Below are 18,239 nucleotides of genomic sequence, written 5' to 3' on the forward strand. Positions count from 1 at the left end.
GCTCAGCCAAGGCGGCGTGACCCACGCTCAGCCACCCGCGCCCATCAACGCCATCAGCCGGACGAATGACGCCCGTGACCCTCGGAGCTGGCGTCACCGGCTCCGGAGTCAGCGGCACCTGTGCCATCGAGCCCCTTGGCCGCCGCGTTGGCAGTAGCGACCGGTGAGCCACTGGCGCCAGACGGCCCGCAGGCGCCCCGCGCCTCATGCAGCGATGGCCCCTCGGCGAGCGCCTTGAGCCGCTCGGTGTCCACCAGACGCTGCAGACGCGGCGCCAACTCACGCAGGGCGCGCCGATAGACCTCACGCTTGAAGGCCACGACCTGCCCCAGCGGATACCAGTAGCTTACCCAACGCCAGCCATCGAATTCAGGGTTGGGCGTGGTATCCACACTTACGCGGTTGTCCTGACAGCGAATCTGCAACAGGAACCACTTCTGCTTCTGACCGATGCAGATCGGTCGGGAGTGCGTTCTTACCATGCGTCTGGGTAACCGGTAGCGCAGCCATCCACGGGTGCAGGCCAGTATCTCGACGTCCTCAGCTTTCAGGCCGATCTCTTCTTCGAGTTCACGAAACAGCGCCTGTTGCGGTGTCTCGTTTGGCTTGATGCCCCCTTGCGGAAACTGCCACGCATTCTGTCCTACCCGGCGCGCCCAGAGCAGCTGGCCCTCACAGTTGGCAATGATGATGCCAACGTTGGGGCGAAAGCCGTCAGCGTCGATCACGGATGTCACCTTTGATTCGTTAATTGAAACCATTCTTCCACAAAGGCTGAAAGCGCTTCAATACGCGGTTTGGCGGTGTGAAAGCCCGAGCACCTCTGCAATAATCGCTGCCTTCACGCTATTGCAGTGCAACACGGCCGTGCGAGACTGCTCGTCGGCCACCGTACACCCGCGCAAACACTGGGCCGGCACCTTATCGTGCTCTGTTGTCCGTGTCTGTCGCCCAGCCGAGTGTGGCTGGGCAGAGCAAGGAGTTTTCCGTGAGTCTGGCCATCTTTGATCTCGACAATACCCTGATCGCCGGGGACAGTGATCACGCCTGGGGCGAATTTCTGGTCGAACAGGGCGCTGTCGACGCCAACGTCTACCGTGAAGCCAACGAGCGCTACTACCAGCTCTACCAGAGTGGCGAGCTGGACATTCACGAATACCTGGCCTTCTCACTCAAGCCGTTGTCCGAGAACAGTCCGGAGCAGCTGGCGGCCTGGCACCAGCAGTTCATGGCCGCCAAGATCGAGCCCATCATCCTGCCGCGGGCGGAAGAGCTGCTGGCACGCCACCGGGCACGCGGCGACACCCTGCTGATCATCACCGCCACCAATCGCTTCATCACCGCTCCCATCGCGGACCGCCTGGGTGTCGATGAGCTGATCGCCATCGAGCCCGAGATCGTCAACGGCCGCTACACCGGACGCGTCAGCGGTGTCCCCAGCTTCCAGGCCGGCAAGGTGACCCGCCTCGAGGCCTGGCTGGCCGAACGTGACCACACTCTGGATGGCAGCACCTTCTACAGCGACTCCATCAATGACCTGCCGCTGCTGGAGCGTGTCGATACTGCCATCGCAGTGGACCCGGATGAGCAACTGCGCGCCGCCGCTGACGCGCGCGATTGGCGCATCATTTCGCTGCGCGACTGATAAACGACTGATTTGCTTGGCTTTTATCGATCCATAAGGTCGATCAGCCTCAGCTATAAGGTTTTCATGTGGCTACAAGCATTCACCATAAAGTCGACCTTATTTGCTGAATCATTTCGCACAAGATGTGTCTATAATGTGTGTCCATCGAACCGTCGAGCCTGGTGCGGCAACTTTTGCCCCGTCACGGCAGGACGGCCTCCGGAATCCCGGTCGGGTCCGGGGGATGTCCCTCACCAACCTTGAGCGTGAGCAGCCATGTCCTCAACGACATACGATGTCCTGATTGTGGGTGGCGGCGTGTCCGGCACCGCCCTTCTCTATGAACTCGCCCGCTACACCGACCTCAAGTCGGTCGGCCTGGTGGAAAAGTACGACCACGTCGCGATCGTCAACTCGCACGGTCGCAACAACTCCCAGACCATTCACTGCGGCGACATCGAGACCAACTACACGGTCGAGAAGGCGCGTGTGACCAAGCGCACCGCGGGCATGGTGGTCAACTTCGCCACCAAGCTCAGCGAGAGTGAGCGCGATCACATCGTCTACAAGTATCCGAAGATGGTGCTGGCGGTCGGTGCCAAGGAATGCCAGTTCCTGCGCAAGCGTTTCGACACCTTCAAGCAGCTGTTCCCCAACCTGAAGCTGCTCGAGCGTGATGATATCGCCGAGCTGGAGCCGAAGGTGGTGGAAGGTCGTCGTCCTGACGAGGAAATCGTCGCGCTGGGTTCCACCGACGAATATACCGCCGTCAACTACACCACCCTGTCGGAAGCCTTCGTCAGCGAAGGCGAGAAGGCAGCGGCCGAGAAAGGCATGAACTTCGACGTTCGCCTTTCGACCGCCGTGGAAGACATCCGCAAGGAAGGTGACGTCTACAAGGTCAAGACCGACAAGGGCGAGCTCAGCGCACGCTATGTCGTGGTCAGCGCCGGCGGTCACTCCCTGCTGTTCGCCCACAAGATGGGTTACGGCCTGGACAAGTCCTGCCTGCCGATGGCCGGCTCCTTCTACTTCACCCCGAAGGTGCTCAACGGCAAGGTCTACACCATCCAGAACGAGAACCTGCCGTTCGCCGCCGTCCACGGCGACCCGGACGTGCTGGTGGAAGGCAAGACCCGCTTCGGCCCGACCGCCCTGATGCTGCCGCTGCTGGAACGCTACAACGGCAAGACCTTCTGGGAGTTCCTCAAGGTGCTGCGCATGGACCGCAACGTCGTCAAGGCCCTGTGGGACCTGATGAAGGTGCGCGACATCCGCAACTACATCTTCAAGAACTTCATGTTCGAGGTGCCGGTGCTGCGTGAGCGTCTGTTCCACGGCGACATCAAGAAGATCGTGCCGAGCCTGGACGTCAAGGACGTCAGCTTCGCCAAGGGCTTCGGTGGCGTTCGTCCGCAGTTGATCGACAAGAGCAAGCAGAAGCTCGTGATGGGCGAAGCCAAGATCAATCCGGGCACCGGCATCGTCTTCAACATGACGCCGTCACCGGGTGGCACCAGCTGTCTGGGCAACGCCGAGAAGGACATGTATCTCGCCCAGGAATTCCTTGGCTTCAACATCGACAAGGAAACCTTCGAGCGTGATCTGCTGACCGGCGAGATCGAACTGACCGAGATCGAGCGTCCGGAAGCCTCCTCACTGATGTAAGCCTCTTTCGAGACATGCATCGGGATGAGCATCAAAAAGCCCCGCCAGCATTCGCTGGCGGGGCTTTTTGATGGGTGCCTGCTGATGGGTGCCTGGCGGGAGGCGGCCTCAGGACACCGACTGGCCCGATGGGGCCGACTGGGCCATGGGCTCGTGCACCGCATGCAGACGCTGGATCAGCTGATCCTCCAGCGCGAAACGCTCGGTCAGCCCCTGCTGCAGGCGGGCCAGCCATTCCGGCAGTCGTGCGCGATAGTGCTGGCAGCGGGTAGGACTGGAGAAATCCTCATCGAAGGACAGCACCAGCTCGGTGGAGGGTTCCAGGCGCTGCATCAGCTGCTCGCAGACCGCCAGCGCCGCGGTGTCCTCGAAGACACGGCCTTCTTCCTTGAGCTGAGGATAGACCTCGAAATGCCCCGCCGAGATGTAGTCCATCAAAAGCTCGATGAAGCGATTGACGCGTGTCATCTCGAGCTGCTCGAGGTCATTGACGCAGGCCTCGTGCAGATCCATGAAGCAGACCAGCATCTCGCGTCGCTGGTCCAGCCAGCGATCAACCAACTGATGAACGCCACGAAAGCGTTCCGCCGCAGTGGTGCATTCCTCCAGCATGGGCGCCTCCTCTGGCATGACCCGAACGATAGGGGCTGACATCCGGTGCTCGCCCCGCTGCCAACCCACTATCCTCCATGCCGTGCACGCTGCCAACCCCCCACCATGGTGGCAGGGCATATTGCCTCAACGGCGGAAGCTGCTCCACAGCATCGCCAGCGGTACCAGCGCCAGCCCACAGAAGCCGATCAACGACCACTGCGGGATCGAGAGCCCCAGCCATTGCGCGCTGATCTGGGCGCACTCACCGGAGGCGTTGAGCACCTGGGTGATCACGTCCCATACCGGCAGCACTTCCAGCATGTAGTTGAGGCCCGGGCCACAGGCCGGCACCTGATCCGGCGGCAGTGACTGCAGCCAGATATGGCGACCCGCCAGCACGACCGCGCCAATGCTGCCGGCCAGTGCGCCCAGCGCGTAGATACGCGTGCCGATGCGCCCGGGGCCATGCAAGGCTCCCAGCAGGAAGAAGACGCCGGCCACGGCCACCGCCACGCGCTGGAAGATGCACAGCGAACACGGCGCCAGATCGAAGGCGAACTGCAGCACGAAGGCCACGCCCAGCAAAAAGGCGCATCCCAGCGCACCCAACAGACACCATTGACGCCCGCTCCAGCTCGCCAGTCGGGCAAGCCCGCCCTTGCGCGCTACCGGCTGCTGCCCCGATTGTTTGTCCGCTTGTGTCATTTGCCGTCCTTGCCGGTGGAACTCCAGTGGAGTCATGGGTGAGAAATGACGCAGCCGCAAGACCATCAAGGCCCTGCGACTGCATTGAGGCTTGCACCGCGTCGTGCCCCGCAGCCGCACTCAGTCTGGCTGCACAGGCCACATACATCATCGGCGCCTCAAGCCTGAGGCGCCGATGATGAAGCGATAGCCGAATCCGTCACTATCAGCGACTGATGCCTATCATGCCGTGTCGCGATGACCTGAACATGAATTGGCGTTGCGTCACGAGATCACGCCGGTTGCGTGCCATGGGCGGACGCGAAGTACTCGGCCATGAAGGTGTCGAAATCCTGATGATCGCCCTTCTCGATATCGCCCTGCTGCTGCAGCGAGGTCTCGACCAGCTGATCGAGCAGATAGCCGCGCGCACGCTCCGTCGGCTCTGACTTGAACTGCTCGGCCTGACCCTTGGCCAGCGCCAGCACTTCGTCGACGAAGTTGCTGCCGTTGTCGAGCATGCTGGTCAGCAGACGGCCCGACGGTGTGGTCTGGGCATCGTCGAAGCGCGGCGCGAGCGCCGCCAGCGCATCACGGTGCGCGCTGCCTGTCTTGTCACCACTGTCGAGCAGGCCCGCGACTTCGCCCAACTCATCCATGATGTTGGCCGCCAGATCGCGCAGGCGACGCTCTTCACCATTGACGCTCAGGGTCAGTTCAGGATCCCGCCCGGCCTCGACCACGCGACGCTTGCTGTTGTCGAGCGTGGCGCATTCCTCGTCGTCGATCCACGGGCTCTCGGTCAGCAGACACCAGATCAGGAAGGTATCGAGGAAGCGGATCTGCGTCTCGTCGATCCCGACCGGCAGGAAGGGGTTGAGATCCAGACAGCGCACTTCGATGTACTCGACGCCACGCCCTTCCAGTGCCTGGCTGGGCGTCTCGTTCTGCCGGGTGACACGCTTGGGACGGATGTCGGAGTAGTACTCGTTCTCGATCTGCAGGATGTTGCTGGAGAGTTGCGACCAGCTGCCATCGGCCTGCTTGACGCCCAGCTTCTCGTAGTCCTTCCACGGCGTGACGATGGCGTGACGCAGCGTGCCGACGAAGTTGTCCAGCGAGTTGAAGCAGATCTTGAGCTGCGCCTGCACCTTGTTCTGATAGCCCAGGTCCGACATGCGCAGGCTGGTGGCGTAGGCCGAGACCAGGCTGCGATCCGCCTGACGCTTGAGGCGATCATCATTGCCGCCATCGAGGAAGCTCTCATCGATGCCCGGAGAGGCGCCGAACAGATAGAGCAGGATCCAGCTGTGGCGACGGAAGTTGCGGATCAGCTCGAAATAGCGACGCGAGCGGAAGTCGCGCGCATCTTCCGCCTCTGCCCCTTCCAGTCCCTGCAGCAGGCTCCAGAAATCATCCGGCAGCGAGAAGTTGTAATGGATACCGGCAATCGACTGCATGATGCGCCCGTAGCGGACATCCAGCCCCTTGCGGTAGATATGCTTCATGGTGCCGCTGTTGGAGGTGCCGTAATCGGCGATCGGCACGCTGTCGTTGCCGTGCAGACGCGGCGGCATGCTGGCCGGCCAGATCAGCTCATCGCCCAGATTGCGATAGCTGAAACGATGCAGGTCAGCCAGAAACTCCAGCGACTCCTTGGGACGAGTGAACACCGGGGTGATGTACTCGAGCAGAGACTCGGAATAGTCCGTGGTGATGTACGGGTGGGTCAGCTTCGACCCCAGAGAACGCGGATGCGGCGTCTGGCTGATGTCACCGCCAGCGGTAACCCGCAGGCCTTCCTTCTCGATACCACGGCGCAGGCGCCCGAAGAGACCCTGACGGGCCTGGGGCGTGAGTCGCGCAATAGCGGACGCGAGTTGCTCGGACAAGGTATGAACCCTTTCGCATGGGGAGAAGCCCAGCCTCTCCGGTCGAATTGGATGACCATGGCCCGCGTGCTGCACCGGATGCCATGCAAGACGCGAACGGCAGGTACCGTTCGCGTCAGGTCAGTATGCCCACATTATGGGCGCGTAAAAAATGCTTTCAAGGCTTATGATTTCGACTTGCGCGCATTGAGCAGTGCTACTGCCATCGCATTGTTGGCCGGTGCCGCGCCGCCGCTCGCGCCAGAATTGCTGCCGCGACCACCGCGCTCCTGACGGCCACCGCCACCTTGCGAGCGCCCACCGCGACCGCCCTCTGCGCCGCGTCGCGCCTCGCCTGCCGCACCTTTCTCGGCGGGAGTATCGCTCATGCGCATGCTCAGCGCGATGCGCGCGCGCGGGATGTCGACTTCCATCACCTTGACGCTGACGATGTCGCCCGCCTTGACCACCTCGCGCGGGTCGGCAACATACTTTTGCGACAGGGCAGAGATGTGTACCAGGCCGTCCTGATGCACGCCGATGTCCACGAAGGCCCCGAAGTGAGTCACGTTGGTGACGACGCCCTCAAGCTTCATGCCCGGCTCGAGGTCCTTGAGGGTCTCGACGCCTTCCTTGAACTCGGCGAAGCGGAATTCGGGGCGCGGGTCACGTCCCGGCTTGTCCAGCTCGCGCAGGATGTCGGTCACCGTCGGCAGACCGAAGTGCTCATCGGTGAATTCCGTCGGCTTCACGGTGCGCAGGAAGGCGCTGTCACCCAGCAGACTCGGCAGATCACGCCCGTGCGCCTTGGCGATGCGCTCGACCAGCGGATAGGCCTCCGGGTGGACGGCACTGGCATCCAGCGGATTCTTGCCGGAGGCGATGCGCAAAAAGCCGGCACACTGCTCGAAGGTGCGCGGGCCCAGCCGGCTGACCTTGAGCAATTCCTGGCGCGAAGCGAAACGGCCATTGGCATCCCGGTGCGCGACGATATTCTCGGCAAGCGTGGTGTTGAGACCCGCGACACGTGACAGCAGCGCGCTTGAGGCCATGTTGAGGTCGACGCCGACACCGTTGACGCAATCCTCGACGACGGCTTCCAGACTGCGCCCCAGCTGCACCTGACTGACATCGTGCTGGTACTGACCAACGCCGATGGACTTGGGCTCGATCTTGACCAGCTCACCCAGCGGGTCCTGCAGGCGGCGGGCGATGGAGACCGCGCCGCGGATGGTCACGTCCAGGTCCGGGAATTCGCGCGCCGCATATTCCGAGGCGGAGTAGATGGATGCGCCGGCCTCGTTGACCATCACCTTCTGCAGACGACGGCCGGACAGGCGCGTCAGCACGTCGGCGGCCAGCTTGTCGGTCTCGCGCGAGGCGGTGCCGTTGCCGATGGCGATCAGCTCGACGTCATGCCGCTCGACCAGCTTGACCAGCTCGGCCACCGAGGCGTCCCAGCGATTGTGCGGCGCATGCGGATAGATGGTGGCCTGATCGACATACTTGCCGGTGGCATCCACCACCGCGACCTTGACGCCGGTACGCAGACCCGGGTCCAGCCCCAGCGTGGCCTTGGGGCCCGCCGGCGCCGCCAGCAGCAGGTCCTTCAGGTTGTCGGCGAAGACCTGGATGGCCTCCTGCTCGGCGCGCTCGCGCAGGCGGCCGATCAGCTCGCTCTCCAGATGGGCATAGAGCTTGACGCGCCAGGTCCAGCGCACCACTTCCTTCAACCAGCGGTCCGCGGCGCGCCCTTGATCCTCGATGGAGAAATGCGCCGCGATGGCGCCTTCCATCGGGTGACGCGGCAGGTCGTCCTCGCCTTCGAGCTTGAGCGCGAGGCTCAGCACGCCTTCGTTGCGACCACGCAGCATGGCCAGCGCACGGTGCGAGGGGGCCTTGTGCAGCGGCTCGTCATGCTCGAAGTAATCGGAGAACTTGGCGCCCTCCTGCTCCTTGCCCTTCATGACGCGCGCACTGAGGATACCGTCGTCCCACAGACGTTGACGCAGGCGACCGACCAGCGCGGCGTCCTCCGCGAAGCGCTCCATCAGAATCTGCTTGGCGCCATCCAGCGCCGCCTTGGTATCGGCCACGTCCTTGTCGACAGCGACGAAACCGGCCGCCTGAGCCTCCGGCTCCAGCGTCGGGTCCGCGAGCAGCGCATCGGCCAGAGGCTCAAGCCCCGCTTCACGAGCGATCTGGGCCTTGGTACGGCGCTTCTTGCGATACGGCAGATAGAGATCTTCCAGACGCTGCTTGCTATCGGCGGCCAGCACATCCCGCTCAAGCGTGGCGCTCAGCTTGTTCTGCTCGGCGATCGACTCGAGCACGACCTGACGCCGCTCCTCCAGCTCGCGCAGATAGCGCAGGCGCTCTTCGAGCTGACGCATCTGGGTGTCATCGAGCCCGCCGGTGGCTTCCTTGCGGTAGCGCGAGATGAACGGCACGGTCGCGCCGCCATCCAGCAGCTCGACGGTGGCGGTGATCTGTTCTTCGCGCACCCCAAGCTCACCGGCCAGCGCCTGTTGGATACGGCGAGTGGTGGCAGCGGGCGACAGCGTCGGTGCAGGACGGGAGGTGGTAGCGTCAGTTGCAGTAGCGTCCATGAAACGTCAGTCCCTTACAGCAGAATTCATGCGGCAATATACAGACGGCCCGGTCGTGGAATCGACCGGGCCGTCTGTATCACGATGTCGTCACGTTACCACAAAGCGGCAAGATTGCTTTAGCCACTCACTGCGCCAACCGGGATGCCTCCCAAGCGCCTCACGCGGGCACGAAGCGCAGCGCGACACCGTTGTTGCACCAGCGCAGGCCGGTGGGTTCGGGGCCATCCTCGAAGACATGCCCCTGATGCCCGCCGCAGCGCGCGCAGTGATATTCGGTGCGCGGCCAGATGAGCCCGTAGTCGGTCTTGGTCAGAAGGCGTCCTTCGATATGATCGAAGAAGCTGGGCCAGCCGGTGCCGGACTCGAACTTGGTGGCAGAAGAGAACAGCGCCAGATCACAACCGGCACAGCGATACTCCCCCTCGCGATGCTCCTTGTTGAGCTCGCTGGAGCCCGCACGCTCGGTGCCCTCCTCGCGCAGCACGCGATACTGCTCCGGGCTCAGGCGGGCACGCCATTCGTCTTCCTCGAGGGTCAGCGGCGTGATGTCCGCGCCACGCTCGAGCTCGAGCTCCGGACGCGCGGCAGACAGTCTGGGCAGCGCCAGCATCGCTCCCGCCCCCAGCACCAGCCCCATGAATTGGCGACGTTGCATGACGTGTCTCCTTGTAGCATTGAACGGCAATACTGACTTCTACGCGCAGCGGCCTGCGCTGGATGCATTCGCCATGAGAAAGCCCCCACGATGCTGCCATCGCGGGGGCTTGGGTCTCATCGGCTGACGCCAGCCATCGGGTCAGATGCGCAGACCACCATCACATTCGATCACTCGCCCGGTGAAGTAGTCATTGTCGAAGATGAAGGCCACGCTGCTGGCGATATCTTCCGGGCGGCCCAGGTCGCGCATCGGGATGCCACTCTTGATCTTGTCGAGCATCTCCGGCTTCATGCCGGCGGTCATCTCGGTGGCGATGAAGCCCGGCGCCACGGCACCGACGCGAATCCTGTAGCGTGCCAGCTCCTTGGCCCAGGTCACGCTCAGTGCCGCGACACCGGACTTGGCGGCGGTGTAGTTGCTCTGCCCCATGTTGCCGGCGCGCGAGATGCTGGAGATATTGACGATCACGCCCGGCTGGCCAGCTTCGATCATCTGGCTGGCCGCTTCACGCGTGCACAGGAAGACACCGGTCAGATTGACATCGATGACCTGCTGCCAGCTGGACAGCGACATGGTCTTCTCCACCACGCCATCACGCGCCTTGATCAGCAGCCCATCGCGGGTGATGCCGGCATTGTTGACCAGACCGCTCACCGGTCCCAATGCGCTCTTGATGGCCGAGAAGGCCGCCGTGACGGAGTCCTCTTCCGCGACATTGGTCACGAAACCCTGCGCCTTGATGCCTGCAGCCTCCAGACTCGCGACGGCGTCATCCAGGCCGTCCTGTTCGATGTCCAGCAGCGCCAGTACCGCTCCCTTCTCGCCCAGATAGCGCGCCATGGCCAACCCCAGCCCACGAGCGCCGCCCGTAATCGCGATGACCTTGTCGTCAAGCTTCATGTCCCGTCTCCCAGGTTGTCTGCCGGCAGTGAGGAACGCCTGCCGGATGCGAGGCCCGCATGCCGTACGGGCGTCACGATCTATGTGTCGAGTGTCCCGCACCGCGCCCTTCAGTGTTGAGCGTCATCATGACAGAGAATGCCTCGGGATGACGCCCGCTGCCAGCTCGCGGTGAATTCTCATGATGCAGTGCAACAGATCGCGGCGTGTCCTGCCTCAACGCAGGCGAGATCCGCCAACGCAACGCACTGACGGCGTCAACGCACGCCATCGACAGCGGGCGCGAAAGCAGGGAATGCTGATGAGTGAGCCTCGGCCCGCCCCCTGCGGACGCTTGGGCTCTGCCTGTCCGACTCTCCCTGGCCGGTTCTCTCTGTCCAACTCTCCCTGTCCAGCCCCTCTATTGTGCACTGCAACATGCAACATCGTTCAGCATGGCACCGCTACTCCTGCAGCGCCAGCCATCCACGCCGCCGACCATCAGCGGCTCATCAGCAGATCATGGCCCGTTCATGAGCCCGATTCGACTGTTCCCCATCCGGCGGCTGGTTTACCCTTGACGCATTGGCGCAACCTGCCATTTACCTGCTTCGGGAGAGACGATGCCCATACTGTTAGTGATTACCCTGTTCGGGTTATTGGATTTCGTGGTGCTGTTCAGCCTCGGCAGCCAGATCGGCCTGCTGCCGACCCTGGCGCTGGTGTTGATCACCGGCGCCGTCGGCCTGCATCTGATTCGCCGCGAAGGTCGCGCGACACTGATGCGCGCCCAGGAACGCCTGCAACGTGGCGAGATGCCTTCCGGCGAGCTGATGGAAGGCGCGGCACTCATCTTCGGCGGCGCCCTGTTGATGGCACCGGGCTTTCTGTCTGACGCCTTCGGCCTGCTGTGCCTGCTCCCCGCCTCACGGGGACTGTTGACGCGCGGCCTGAGCGGCAATGGCGCGATCGCGCGCTTCTTCAAGGGCCGCTTCTCGGCTGCGGGAACCTCGCGCAGCACCCGCACGGGTGACTGGGAAGCCGACGCCCGTGCTGACAGCGCATCACGCAACAGTGGCGATCAGCAGCACGCAAGTGGCAACCATGCGGGGCAGCAAGGCAGCAGCCAGCAGACCGGCGAGCCGCTGGAAGGCGATTACATCAGCCGTGACGAGCCGCGCCTCTAGCGCCTTCTCACGCACAGGCACCACGCGCAATCGTCTGCTTGGGAATCATGTTTGAAAGTCATGTTTGAAAGCGATGGGCCCGGCACGGGAACGCCAGTGCCGGGCCTTTTTGATTCGTGATATCTCTCCTCACAGGCTCCATCACGCTGCCCCTCCTGTCCTCTCCTATCCTCTCCTATCCTGCACTGTCCAGCCCCAGCGCCTGTCACTGACCGGGTTCGCGCTCTGTGAGCTGCCCGCCCGAACCCTTGCGCCTTGCAATGACGCTCACCCTGGCCGCTGACCACCCTCTGGCGTCTTGTACCAATGGACACCGATTGGGGGCTGCCAGCTATATGCCAACGGTGAACGGCTCGGATACACTCAAGCCGTTGATTCATCTAGCGGAACCTTGCGGTAGACAGACTGCACCCAGGGTGCGTAGCTTTCATGCGACGCACAAGATGCGCCGATTTGAAATTTTTTTATGATCGCCTACTTGAAAGCTGTCCCCCCGCCACCATAAAAGCGGTGCAATGGATAACGGCCACGCCCCCAGCGGCGGGGCCCAACACTCGGTAGGCAACCCCATTGAACGCCAGGCTCACCGACAAAGAACGGGAGCTGGCGGGATTTACCATCAGGAGAACGTGAGCAATGAACATTCGTCCCTTGCACGATCGCGTCGTGGTTCGTCGCGTGGAAGAAGAACAGAAAACTGCAGGTGGCATCGTTCTGCCCGGCAGCGCCCAGGAAAAGCCGACCCGTGGCGAGATTCTCGCCGCCGGTAACGGTCGCATCCTCGAAAACGGTGAAGTTCGCCCGCTGGACGTGAAAGTCGGCGATACCGTGATCTTCAAGGATGGCTACGGCGTCGAGAAGCAGAAAATCGACGGCGAAGAGGTGCTGATCATGAGCGAGAGCGACATCCTCGCCGTGGTAGAAGGCTGAGTTTCAGCTTTTTCGGGTTCCAACGCTTCGACTTACTGATTAAAGGTAGAGATAAACATGGCTGCAAAAGACGTTCGTTTCTCCGATGATGCACGCAAGCGCATGGCGCGTGGTGTCAATGTCCTGGCCGACGCGGTCAAGACTACCCTCGGTCCGAAAGGCCGTAACGTGGTACTGGAAAAATCCTTCGGCGCTCCGACCGTCACCAAGGACGGCGTTTCCGTCGCCAAGGAAATCGAGCTGAAGGATCGCTTCGAGAACATGGGCGCCCAGATGGTCAAGGAAGTCGCTTCCAAGACTTCTGACGTGGCTGGCGACGGCACCACCACTGCCACCGTGCTGGCTCAGTCCATCGTCAACGAAGGCCTGAAAGGCGTGACCGCGGGCATGAACCCGATGGACCTGAAGCGCGGCATCGACAAGGCCGTCATCGAAGCCGTCAAGGCCGTGCGTGAGCTGTCCGTGCCGTGCACCGACACCAAGGCCATCGCCCAGGTCGGCACCATCTCCGCCAATGGCGACTCTCGCATCGGCGAGATCATCGCGGAAGCGATGGAGAAGGTCGGCAAGGAAGGCGTCATCACCGTCGATGAAGGTCGCGGCTTCGAAGACGAGCTGGAAGTGGTCGAAGGCATGCAGTTCGATCGCGGTTACCTGTCTCCGTACTTCGTCACCAACCAGGACACCATGGCGGTCGAACTCGAAGACCCGTACATCCTGCTGGTCGACAAGAAGATCTCCAACATCCGCGAACTGCTGCCGGTGCTGGAAGGCGTTGCCAAGTCCGGCAAGCCGCTGGCGATCATCGCCGAAGACATCGAAGGCGAAGCGCTGGCGACTCTGGTCGTCAACACCATGCGCGGTATCGTCAAGGTCGCTGCCGTCAAGGCACCGGGCTTCGGTGACCGTCGCAAGGCCATGCTGCAGGACATCGCTGTCCTGACCGGTGGCACCGTGATTTCCGAAGAAGTCGGCCTCAACCTCGAACAGGCCAACCTGGACCACCTGGGCACCGCCAAGCGCGTGACCATGTCCAAGGAAAACACCACCATCATCGATGGCGCCGGCAACGAAGGCGATATCGAAGCACGCGTTGCCCAGATCCGCGCTCAGATCGAGGAAACCTCCTCTGATTACGACCGCGAGAAGCTGCAGGAACGTGTCGCCAAGCTGGCCGGCGGCGTTGCCGTCATCCGCGTCGGTGCTGCCACCGAAGTCGAGATGAAAGAGAAGAAGGCTCGCGTCGAAGACGCCCTGCACTCCACTCGTGCAGCCGTCGAGGAAGGCGTCGTGCCTGGCGGTGGTACTGCCCTGGTTCGCGTGCTGGGTCAGCTGGTCGACCTGAAAGGCGACAACGAAGATCAGACTCACGGTATCGCCATCGCACTGCGTGCCATGGAAGCTCCGCTGCGTCAGATCGTCACCAACGCCGGTGAAGAAGCCTCTGTCGTGCTCAACAACGTCAAGGCTGGCGAAGGCAACTACGGTTACAACGCCTCTACCGGCGTCTACGGCGACATGTTCGAGATGGGCGTGCTGGATCCGGCCAAGGTGACCCGTTCTGCACTGCAGTCCGCGGCCTCCATCGGCGGTCTGATGATCACCACCGAATGCATGATCGCTGAAGATCCGGAAGACAAGGCCGCTGCCGGCGGCGGCGACATGGGTGGCATGGGCGGCATGGGTGGCATGGGCGGCATGATGTAAGCCAGCCTCACCCCACGACTCACCCGTCGTGTCCCGAACCGCTCCTGCGCAAGCAGGGGCGGTTTTTTCATGCCTGTCATTCGGCGAGCGCTGCGAGTTCCATGCGGCGAGCAGCGCGAGACCCATACAGTGAACGCCGTGGCCCTCATACGGTAAGCGCCGCGGCTCTCGGTACCTGACGCCTCCGGCTCACCACGCTACACTAGGCGCCACTTTTTGCCGCGGCCCGAGACATGGCGCCTGGTGATGACAGTGCATCGAGGCTGACGATGTATTGAGGCTGAAATGCCTACGGTCACGACCGATGACGCCAACCGCTCAGGCCGCGCGCCTCGCTTGCCCAGGACCTTCTCATGACTGATACCCTCGCCGCTTCCCCGACCACTAGCGCCCTCGACAATGTGCGTGTCGTACTGGTGCAGACCTTCCACCCCGGCAATATCGGCGCCACCGCTCGCGCCATTCTGACCATGGGCATCAAGGACCTGGTGCTGGTCAATCCGCGCTGCTTCCCCGACGAGGAAGCGACACGCATGGCCAGCGGTGCCGCGGAACTGCTGGAAAATGCGCGCGTGGTCGAGCGCCTGGAAGACGCCGTCAATGACTGCCAGCTGGTCATCGGGGCCAGTGCTCGCCTGCGCAGCGTCCCGCTGCCCCACTTCGATGAGCCACGCGAGATGGCGGCGCACGCCATGGATATCGCGCGCGATGGCAAGGTGGCGCTGGTATTCGGCCGCGAGCGCTTCGGACTGACCAACGAGGAGATCGCCTGCTGCACGCATCAGGTATCGATCCCCACCAACCCGGACTACGGCATCCTCAACGTCTCACAGGCCGTCCAGGTGCTGGCGCACGAGTGCCGCAGTGCATGGCGCCTGACGCTCGACAAGCCTCAGGAGGCGCCTGTCGCGCGCCGTGAGGATGATCAGCTGCCGACCCGCGAACAACTCGGCTACTTCCATGAGCATCTCGGTCGCGCCCTGCAGGACTCCGGCTTCCTCAACCAGCCCCACTCCCAGACCGAAGAGCGGCTGCGCGCCCTGTTCGCACGTGCCGAGCCGACACGCCGCGAACTCTCCATCCTGCGTGGCATGCTGTCCAATCTTGAGCGTCAGACGGCAGCGGCGAACGCTGGCACAGGCAGCGAGCAGAGCGATCACGAGGCGTCCTGAGTCGCGCACGACCGCCCCGTCATGTACTGAGGCTCGGACTGTTGCCACTTGGCTCTCGCCACTTCGCAACAGCCTGTCAGCGCAACGTCATCCTTCTGACATGGATCAAGGTGCACTGTAGACCTTCCGCTATGCTTGATAGGCAAGACGTCAGGCACCGCAGAACCCGTCACACAGCCTAGGTATAGAAATACGGGTATAGAAATACGGGTATAGAAATACCGGTATAGAAATACCGGCATAGTGATACGGCACAGACCCATGCAGTAGCTGCAGCCCAGCAAGGAAGTCACGCGCAAAGGCTGCAGTGTCAGGCAAAGGCTCCTTTGCGACCTTGAGACCTGCCATGCAGGTCGAGAACTGCCGCAAAAGCAGGCAGAGACGCCGCCACGCCAACACACGAAGGGCCATGACAGGCCAGCGTGGCGACGCACCTCGAGACACCCACAAGAAGAGCCGACCCTGATCCCATCCACGACCATGGACTCACGGAGCGCCTTTACATGACTCAGACAGCCGCACGACAGACTCAGACCCCGGACGCGGAACAGCTGGCCAGCGATATTCACCAGCTGGAAGCTCGCCTGCTCAAGACCGACCCGACGCAGGAACCGACGCTCTACCGCAGTCTGTACTGCACGATCTCGCTACGCCAGATGCAACTGCTGGCCAAGGTCAGTCAGCCCGCAGCCTCGCAGGCGCACTGAACGACGCCAGATGAGGTGGTTGGCAGGTGGCGACTGGTAATGACCAGCAACGACCAACAATGACCAGCAGCCACCCGTAACGTCCAGGCATGAAAAAACCGCCACCCCGAAGGGCGGCGGTTTTTTTCGTTCCCGCATATGACATGCGTCTCATGCAGGATACCGACTCGGAGACGCTGAGGTGGCAACCAGAGGCATGTCACCTCAGCGTGGATCCGGACACCCCACCTCACGAGGAGGTGGAGTGTCTCGGGATCACTCCTGACCCAGCTGCTGCTTGATCAGATCACCGATGGTAGTCGGGCCGTTGCTCTCGACTTCCTGGGTACGCGGCTTGGCAGCATCGCGACGCGGTGCTTCAACCTGGTCCTTGGACTTGACGGACAGGTTGATCAGGCGGCTCTTGCGATCCACACCGACGATCTTGGCTTCGACAGCATCGCCGACGCTCAGGACGTTGCGTGCGTCTTCGACACGGTCAGCGCTGATTTCAGAAGCCTTCAGGATAGCGATGACGTCAGTCGCCAGCTCTACCTGAACTTCCTTGGCATCGATGTCGACAACACGACCGGACACGATAGCGCCCTTGTCGTTGACGGCCAGGTACTCGGAGACCGGATCGCTCTCGAGCTGCTTGACGCCCAGAGAGATGCGCTCACGTTCCGGATCGATGGACAGGATGACCGCTTCAGCTTCTTCGCCCTTCTTGTAACGACGCACGGCTTCTTCGCCAGCTTCGTTCCAGGAAATGTCGGAGAGGTGAACCAGGCCGTCGATGCCGCCTTCCAGACCGATGAAGATACCGAAGTCAGTGATTGACTTGATGGTACCGGAGACACGGTCGCCCTTGTTGTGCTTGCCGCTGAAGTCTTCCCACGGGTTGGTGGTGCACTGCTTGATACCCAGGGAGATACGACGACGCTCTTCGTCGATGTCCAGAATCATCACTTCCACGTCATCGCCGACATTGACGACCTTGGACGGGTGGATGTTCTTGTTGGTCCAATCCATTTCGGACACGTGGACCAGACCTTCGACGCCCTCTTCCAGCTCGGCGAAGCAGCCGTAGTCGGTGAGGTTGGTGACGCGTGCGTTGATCTTGGCGCCTTCCGGGTAGCGAGCCTTGATGTTGACCCACGGATCTTCGCCCAGCTGCTTGAGACCCAGAGACACACGGTTGCGCTCGCGGTCGAACTTCAGCACCTTGACATTGATCTCGTCGCCGACAGCAACGATCTCGGACGGATGCTTGATGCGCTTCCATGCCATGTCGGTGATGTGCAGCAGGCCGTCAACGCCGCCGAGGTCGACGAAGGCGCCGTAGTCGGTCAGGTTCTTGACGATACCCTGAATCTGCTGACCTTCCTGCAGAGTGGCCAGGAGGGCTTCACGCTCAGCGCTGTTCTCGGCTTCGAGGACGGCACGACGGGACACGACAACGTTGTTGCGCTTGGCGTCGAGCTTGATGACCTTGAAGTCCAGTTCCTTGTTCTCGAGGTGGGCGGTGTCGCGCACAGGGCGGACATCGACCAGAGAACCCGGCAGGAAGGCACGGATGGTGTTGATGTCGACGGTAAAGCCACCTTTGACCTTGCCGTTGATCACGCCCTTGACGATCTCGTCTTTCTCGAAGGCGGCTTCCAGCTCTTTCCACGCTTCGGCACGCTTGGCCTTCTCGCGGGACAGGCGGGTCTCACCGAAGCCATCTTCCACGGCTTCCAGTGCAACCATGACTTCGTCGCCGATGCTGATGGACAGCTGGCCACTTTCGTCACGGAACTGTTCAGACGGAATCTGACCTTCAGACTTCAGACCGGCATTGACAGTGATCCAGTCGCCATCGATATCCACGATGGTAGCGGACACGATTGCGCCCGGCTCCATGTTGATGTCCTGGAGTGACTGTTCAAATAAATCAGCAAAGCTCTCGCTCATGGTATTCC

Annotated in this window: 14 protein-coding genes and 1 pseudogene; 7 read left to right on the top strand and 8 right to left on the bottom strand. The window is 62.3% G+C overall.

Annotation, left to right across the window (positions count from 1 at the left end; genetic code table 11):
* Positions 1–254 precede the first annotated feature (254 nt).
* A pseudogene (locus tag CLAM6_RS13620) lies at positions 255–728 on the bottom strand (RNA pyrophosphohydrolase); the annotation flags it as partial.
* 260 nt (positions 729–988) lie between these two features.
* On the opposite strand from CLAM6_RS13620, the gene CLAM6_RS13625 reads away from it, so the two are divergent.
* Together CLAM6_RS13625 and CLAM6_RS13630 are read left to right on the top strand one after the other, a co-directional pair.
* On the top strand, positions 989–1,645 hold the full coding sequence (locus tag CLAM6_RS13625) for an HAD family hydrolase (protein ID WP_054555583.1): 657 nt from the start codon (positions 989–991) through the stop codon (positions 1,643–1,645).
* Positions 1,646–1,903: 258 nt separating this feature from the next.
* Positions 1,904–3,295, top strand: a complete 1,392-nt coding sequence (locus CLAM6_RS13630) for an FAD-dependent oxidoreductase (RefSeq protein ID WP_043331433.1) — start codon at positions 1,904–1,906, stop codon at positions 3,293–3,295.
* A 108-nt stretch (positions 3,296–3,403) separates the two neighbouring features.
* Here the strand turns inward: CLAM6_RS13630 and rsd are convergent, their stop codons facing one another.
* The 6 genes from rsd to CLAM6_RS13660 all read right to left on the bottom strand — a co-directional run bounded on the left by rsd (position 3,404) and on the right by CLAM6_RS13660 (position 10,614).
* Positions 3,404–3,907, bottom strand: a complete 504-nt coding sequence (rsd, locus tag CLAM6_RS13635) for a sigma D regulator (protein ID WP_043331434.1) — start codon at positions 3,905–3,907, stop codon at positions 3,404–3,406.
* Positions 3,908–4,033: 126 nt separating this feature from the next.
* Positions 4,034–4,594 (bottom strand): disulfide bond formation protein B, encoded by a 561-nt coding sequence (locus CLAM6_RS13640; protein ID WP_082388316.1) that lies wholly within the window; start codon positions 4,592–4,594, stop codon positions 4,034–4,036.
* Positions 4,595–4,866: 272 nt separating this feature from the next.
* Positions 4,867–6,465, bottom strand: a complete 1,599-nt coding sequence (gshA, locus tag CLAM6_RS13645; RefSeq protein WP_082388318.1) for a glutamate--cysteine ligase — start codon at positions 6,463–6,465, stop codon at positions 4,867–4,869.
* Between the two features lie 164 nt (positions 6,466–6,629).
* Complete coding sequence (locus tag CLAM6_RS13650) at positions 6,630–9,053, bottom strand: Tex family protein (protein ID WP_153636393.1); 2,424 nt, start codon at positions 9,051–9,053, stop codon at positions 6,630–6,632.
* A 160-nt stretch (positions 9,054–9,213) separates the two neighbouring features.
* Complete coding sequence (gene msrB / locus CLAM6_RS13655) at positions 9,214–9,711, bottom strand: peptide-methionine (R)-S-oxide reductase MsrB (protein ID WP_107336174.1); 498 nt, start codon at positions 9,709–9,711, stop codon at positions 9,214–9,216.
* A gap of 141 nt (positions 9,712–9,852) precedes the next feature.
* Entirely contained in the window at positions 9,853–10,614 is a 762-nt protein-coding gene (locus CLAM6_RS13660; protein ID WP_153636394.1) for an SDR family oxidoreductase, read from the bottom strand.
* A 602-nt stretch (positions 10,615–11,216) separates the two neighbouring features.
* Between CLAM6_RS13660 and CLAM6_RS13665 the strand changes: the two genes are divergently transcribed.
* The 5 genes from CLAM6_RS13665 (at position 11,217) to CLAM6_RS13685 (ending at position 16,296) form a co-directional block, all read left to right on the top strand.
* On the top strand, positions 11,217–11,780 hold the full coding sequence (locus CLAM6_RS13665; protein WP_153636395.1) for an FxsA family protein: 564 nt from the start codon (positions 11,217–11,219) through the stop codon (positions 11,778–11,780).
* 636 nt (positions 11,781–12,416) lie between these two features.
* Entirely contained in the window at positions 12,417–12,710 is a 294-nt protein-coding gene (locus CLAM6_RS13670) for a co-chaperone GroES (protein WP_043331438.1), read from the top strand.
* A gap of 57 nt (positions 12,711–12,767) precedes the next feature.
* Positions 12,768–14,417, top strand: coding sequence for a chaperonin GroEL (groL, locus tag CLAM6_RS13675; protein ID WP_043331439.1), 1,650 nt, complete (start codon positions 12,768–12,770; stop codon positions 14,415–14,417).
* A gap of 353 nt (positions 14,418–14,770) precedes the next feature.
* Entirely contained in the window at positions 14,771–15,589 is an 819-nt protein-coding gene (locus CLAM6_RS13680; RefSeq protein ID WP_153636396.1) for an RNA methyltransferase, read from the top strand.
* 503 nt (positions 15,590–16,092) lie between these two features.
* Complete coding sequence (locus CLAM6_RS13685; protein WP_043331440.1) at positions 16,093–16,296, top strand: hypothetical protein; 204 nt, start codon at positions 16,093–16,095, stop codon at positions 16,294–16,296.
* Positions 16,297–16,551: 255 nt separating this feature from the next.
* Here the strand turns inward: CLAM6_RS13685 and rpsA are convergent, their stop codons facing one another.
* Positions 16,552–18,231, bottom strand: a complete 1,680-nt coding sequence (gene rpsA / locus CLAM6_RS13690) for a 30S ribosomal protein S1 (RefSeq protein WP_043331442.1) — start codon at positions 18,229–18,231, stop codon at positions 16,552–16,554.
* Positions 18,232–18,239 lie beyond the last annotated feature (8 nt).

Origin of the sequence: Cobetia sp. AM6, from assembly GCF_009617955.1 — a bacterium.
Lineage (GTDB): Bacteria > Pseudomonadota > Gammaproteobacteria > Pseudomonadales > Halomonadaceae > Cobetia > Cobetia amphilecti.

Coding starts and splice junctions, on each gene's coding strand:
- CLAM6_RS13630 (WP_043331433.1), top strand. CDS start 1,904: ATGTCCTCAACGACATACGATGTCCTGATTGTGGGTGGCGGCGTGTCC.
- rsd (WP_043331434.1), bottom strand. CDS start 3,907: ATGCTGGAGGAATGCACCACTGCGGCGGAACGCTTTCGTGGCGTTCAT.
- CLAM6_RS13640 (WP_082388316.1), bottom strand. CDS start 4,594: ATGACACAAGCGGACAAACAATCGGGGCAGCAGCCGGTAGCGCGCAAG.
- CLAM6_RS13650 (WP_153636393.1), bottom strand. CDS start 9,053: ATGGACGCTACTGCAACTGACGCTACCACCTCCCGTCCTGCACCGACG.
- msrB (WP_107336174.1), bottom strand. CDS start 9,711: ATGCAACGTCGCCAATTCATGGGGCTGGTGCTGGGGGCGGGAGCGATG.
- CLAM6_RS13660 (WP_153636394.1), bottom strand. CDS start 10,614: ATGAAGCTTGACGACAAGGTCATCGCGATTACGGGCGGCGCTCGTGGG.
- CLAM6_RS13665 (WP_153636395.1), top strand. CDS start 11,217: ATGCCCATACTGTTAGTGATTACCCTGTTCGGGTTATTGGATTTCGTG.
- CLAM6_RS13670 (WP_043331438.1), top strand. CDS start 12,417: ATGAACATTCGTCCCTTGCACGATCGCGTCGTGGTTCGTCGCGTGGAA.
- groL (WP_043331439.1), top strand. CDS start 12,768: ATGGCTGCAAAAGACGTTCGTTTCTCCGATGATGCACGCAAGCGCATG.
- CLAM6_RS13680 (WP_153636396.1), top strand. CDS start 14,771: ATGACTGATACCCTCGCCGCTTCCCCGACCACTAGCGCCCTCGACAAT.
- CLAM6_RS13685 (WP_043331440.1), top strand. CDS start 16,093: ATGACTCAGACAGCCGCACGACAGACTCAGACCCCGGACGCGGAACAG.
- rpsA (WP_043331442.1), bottom strand. CDS start 18,231: ATGAGCGAGAGCTTTGCTGATTTATTTGAACAGTCACTCCAGGACATC.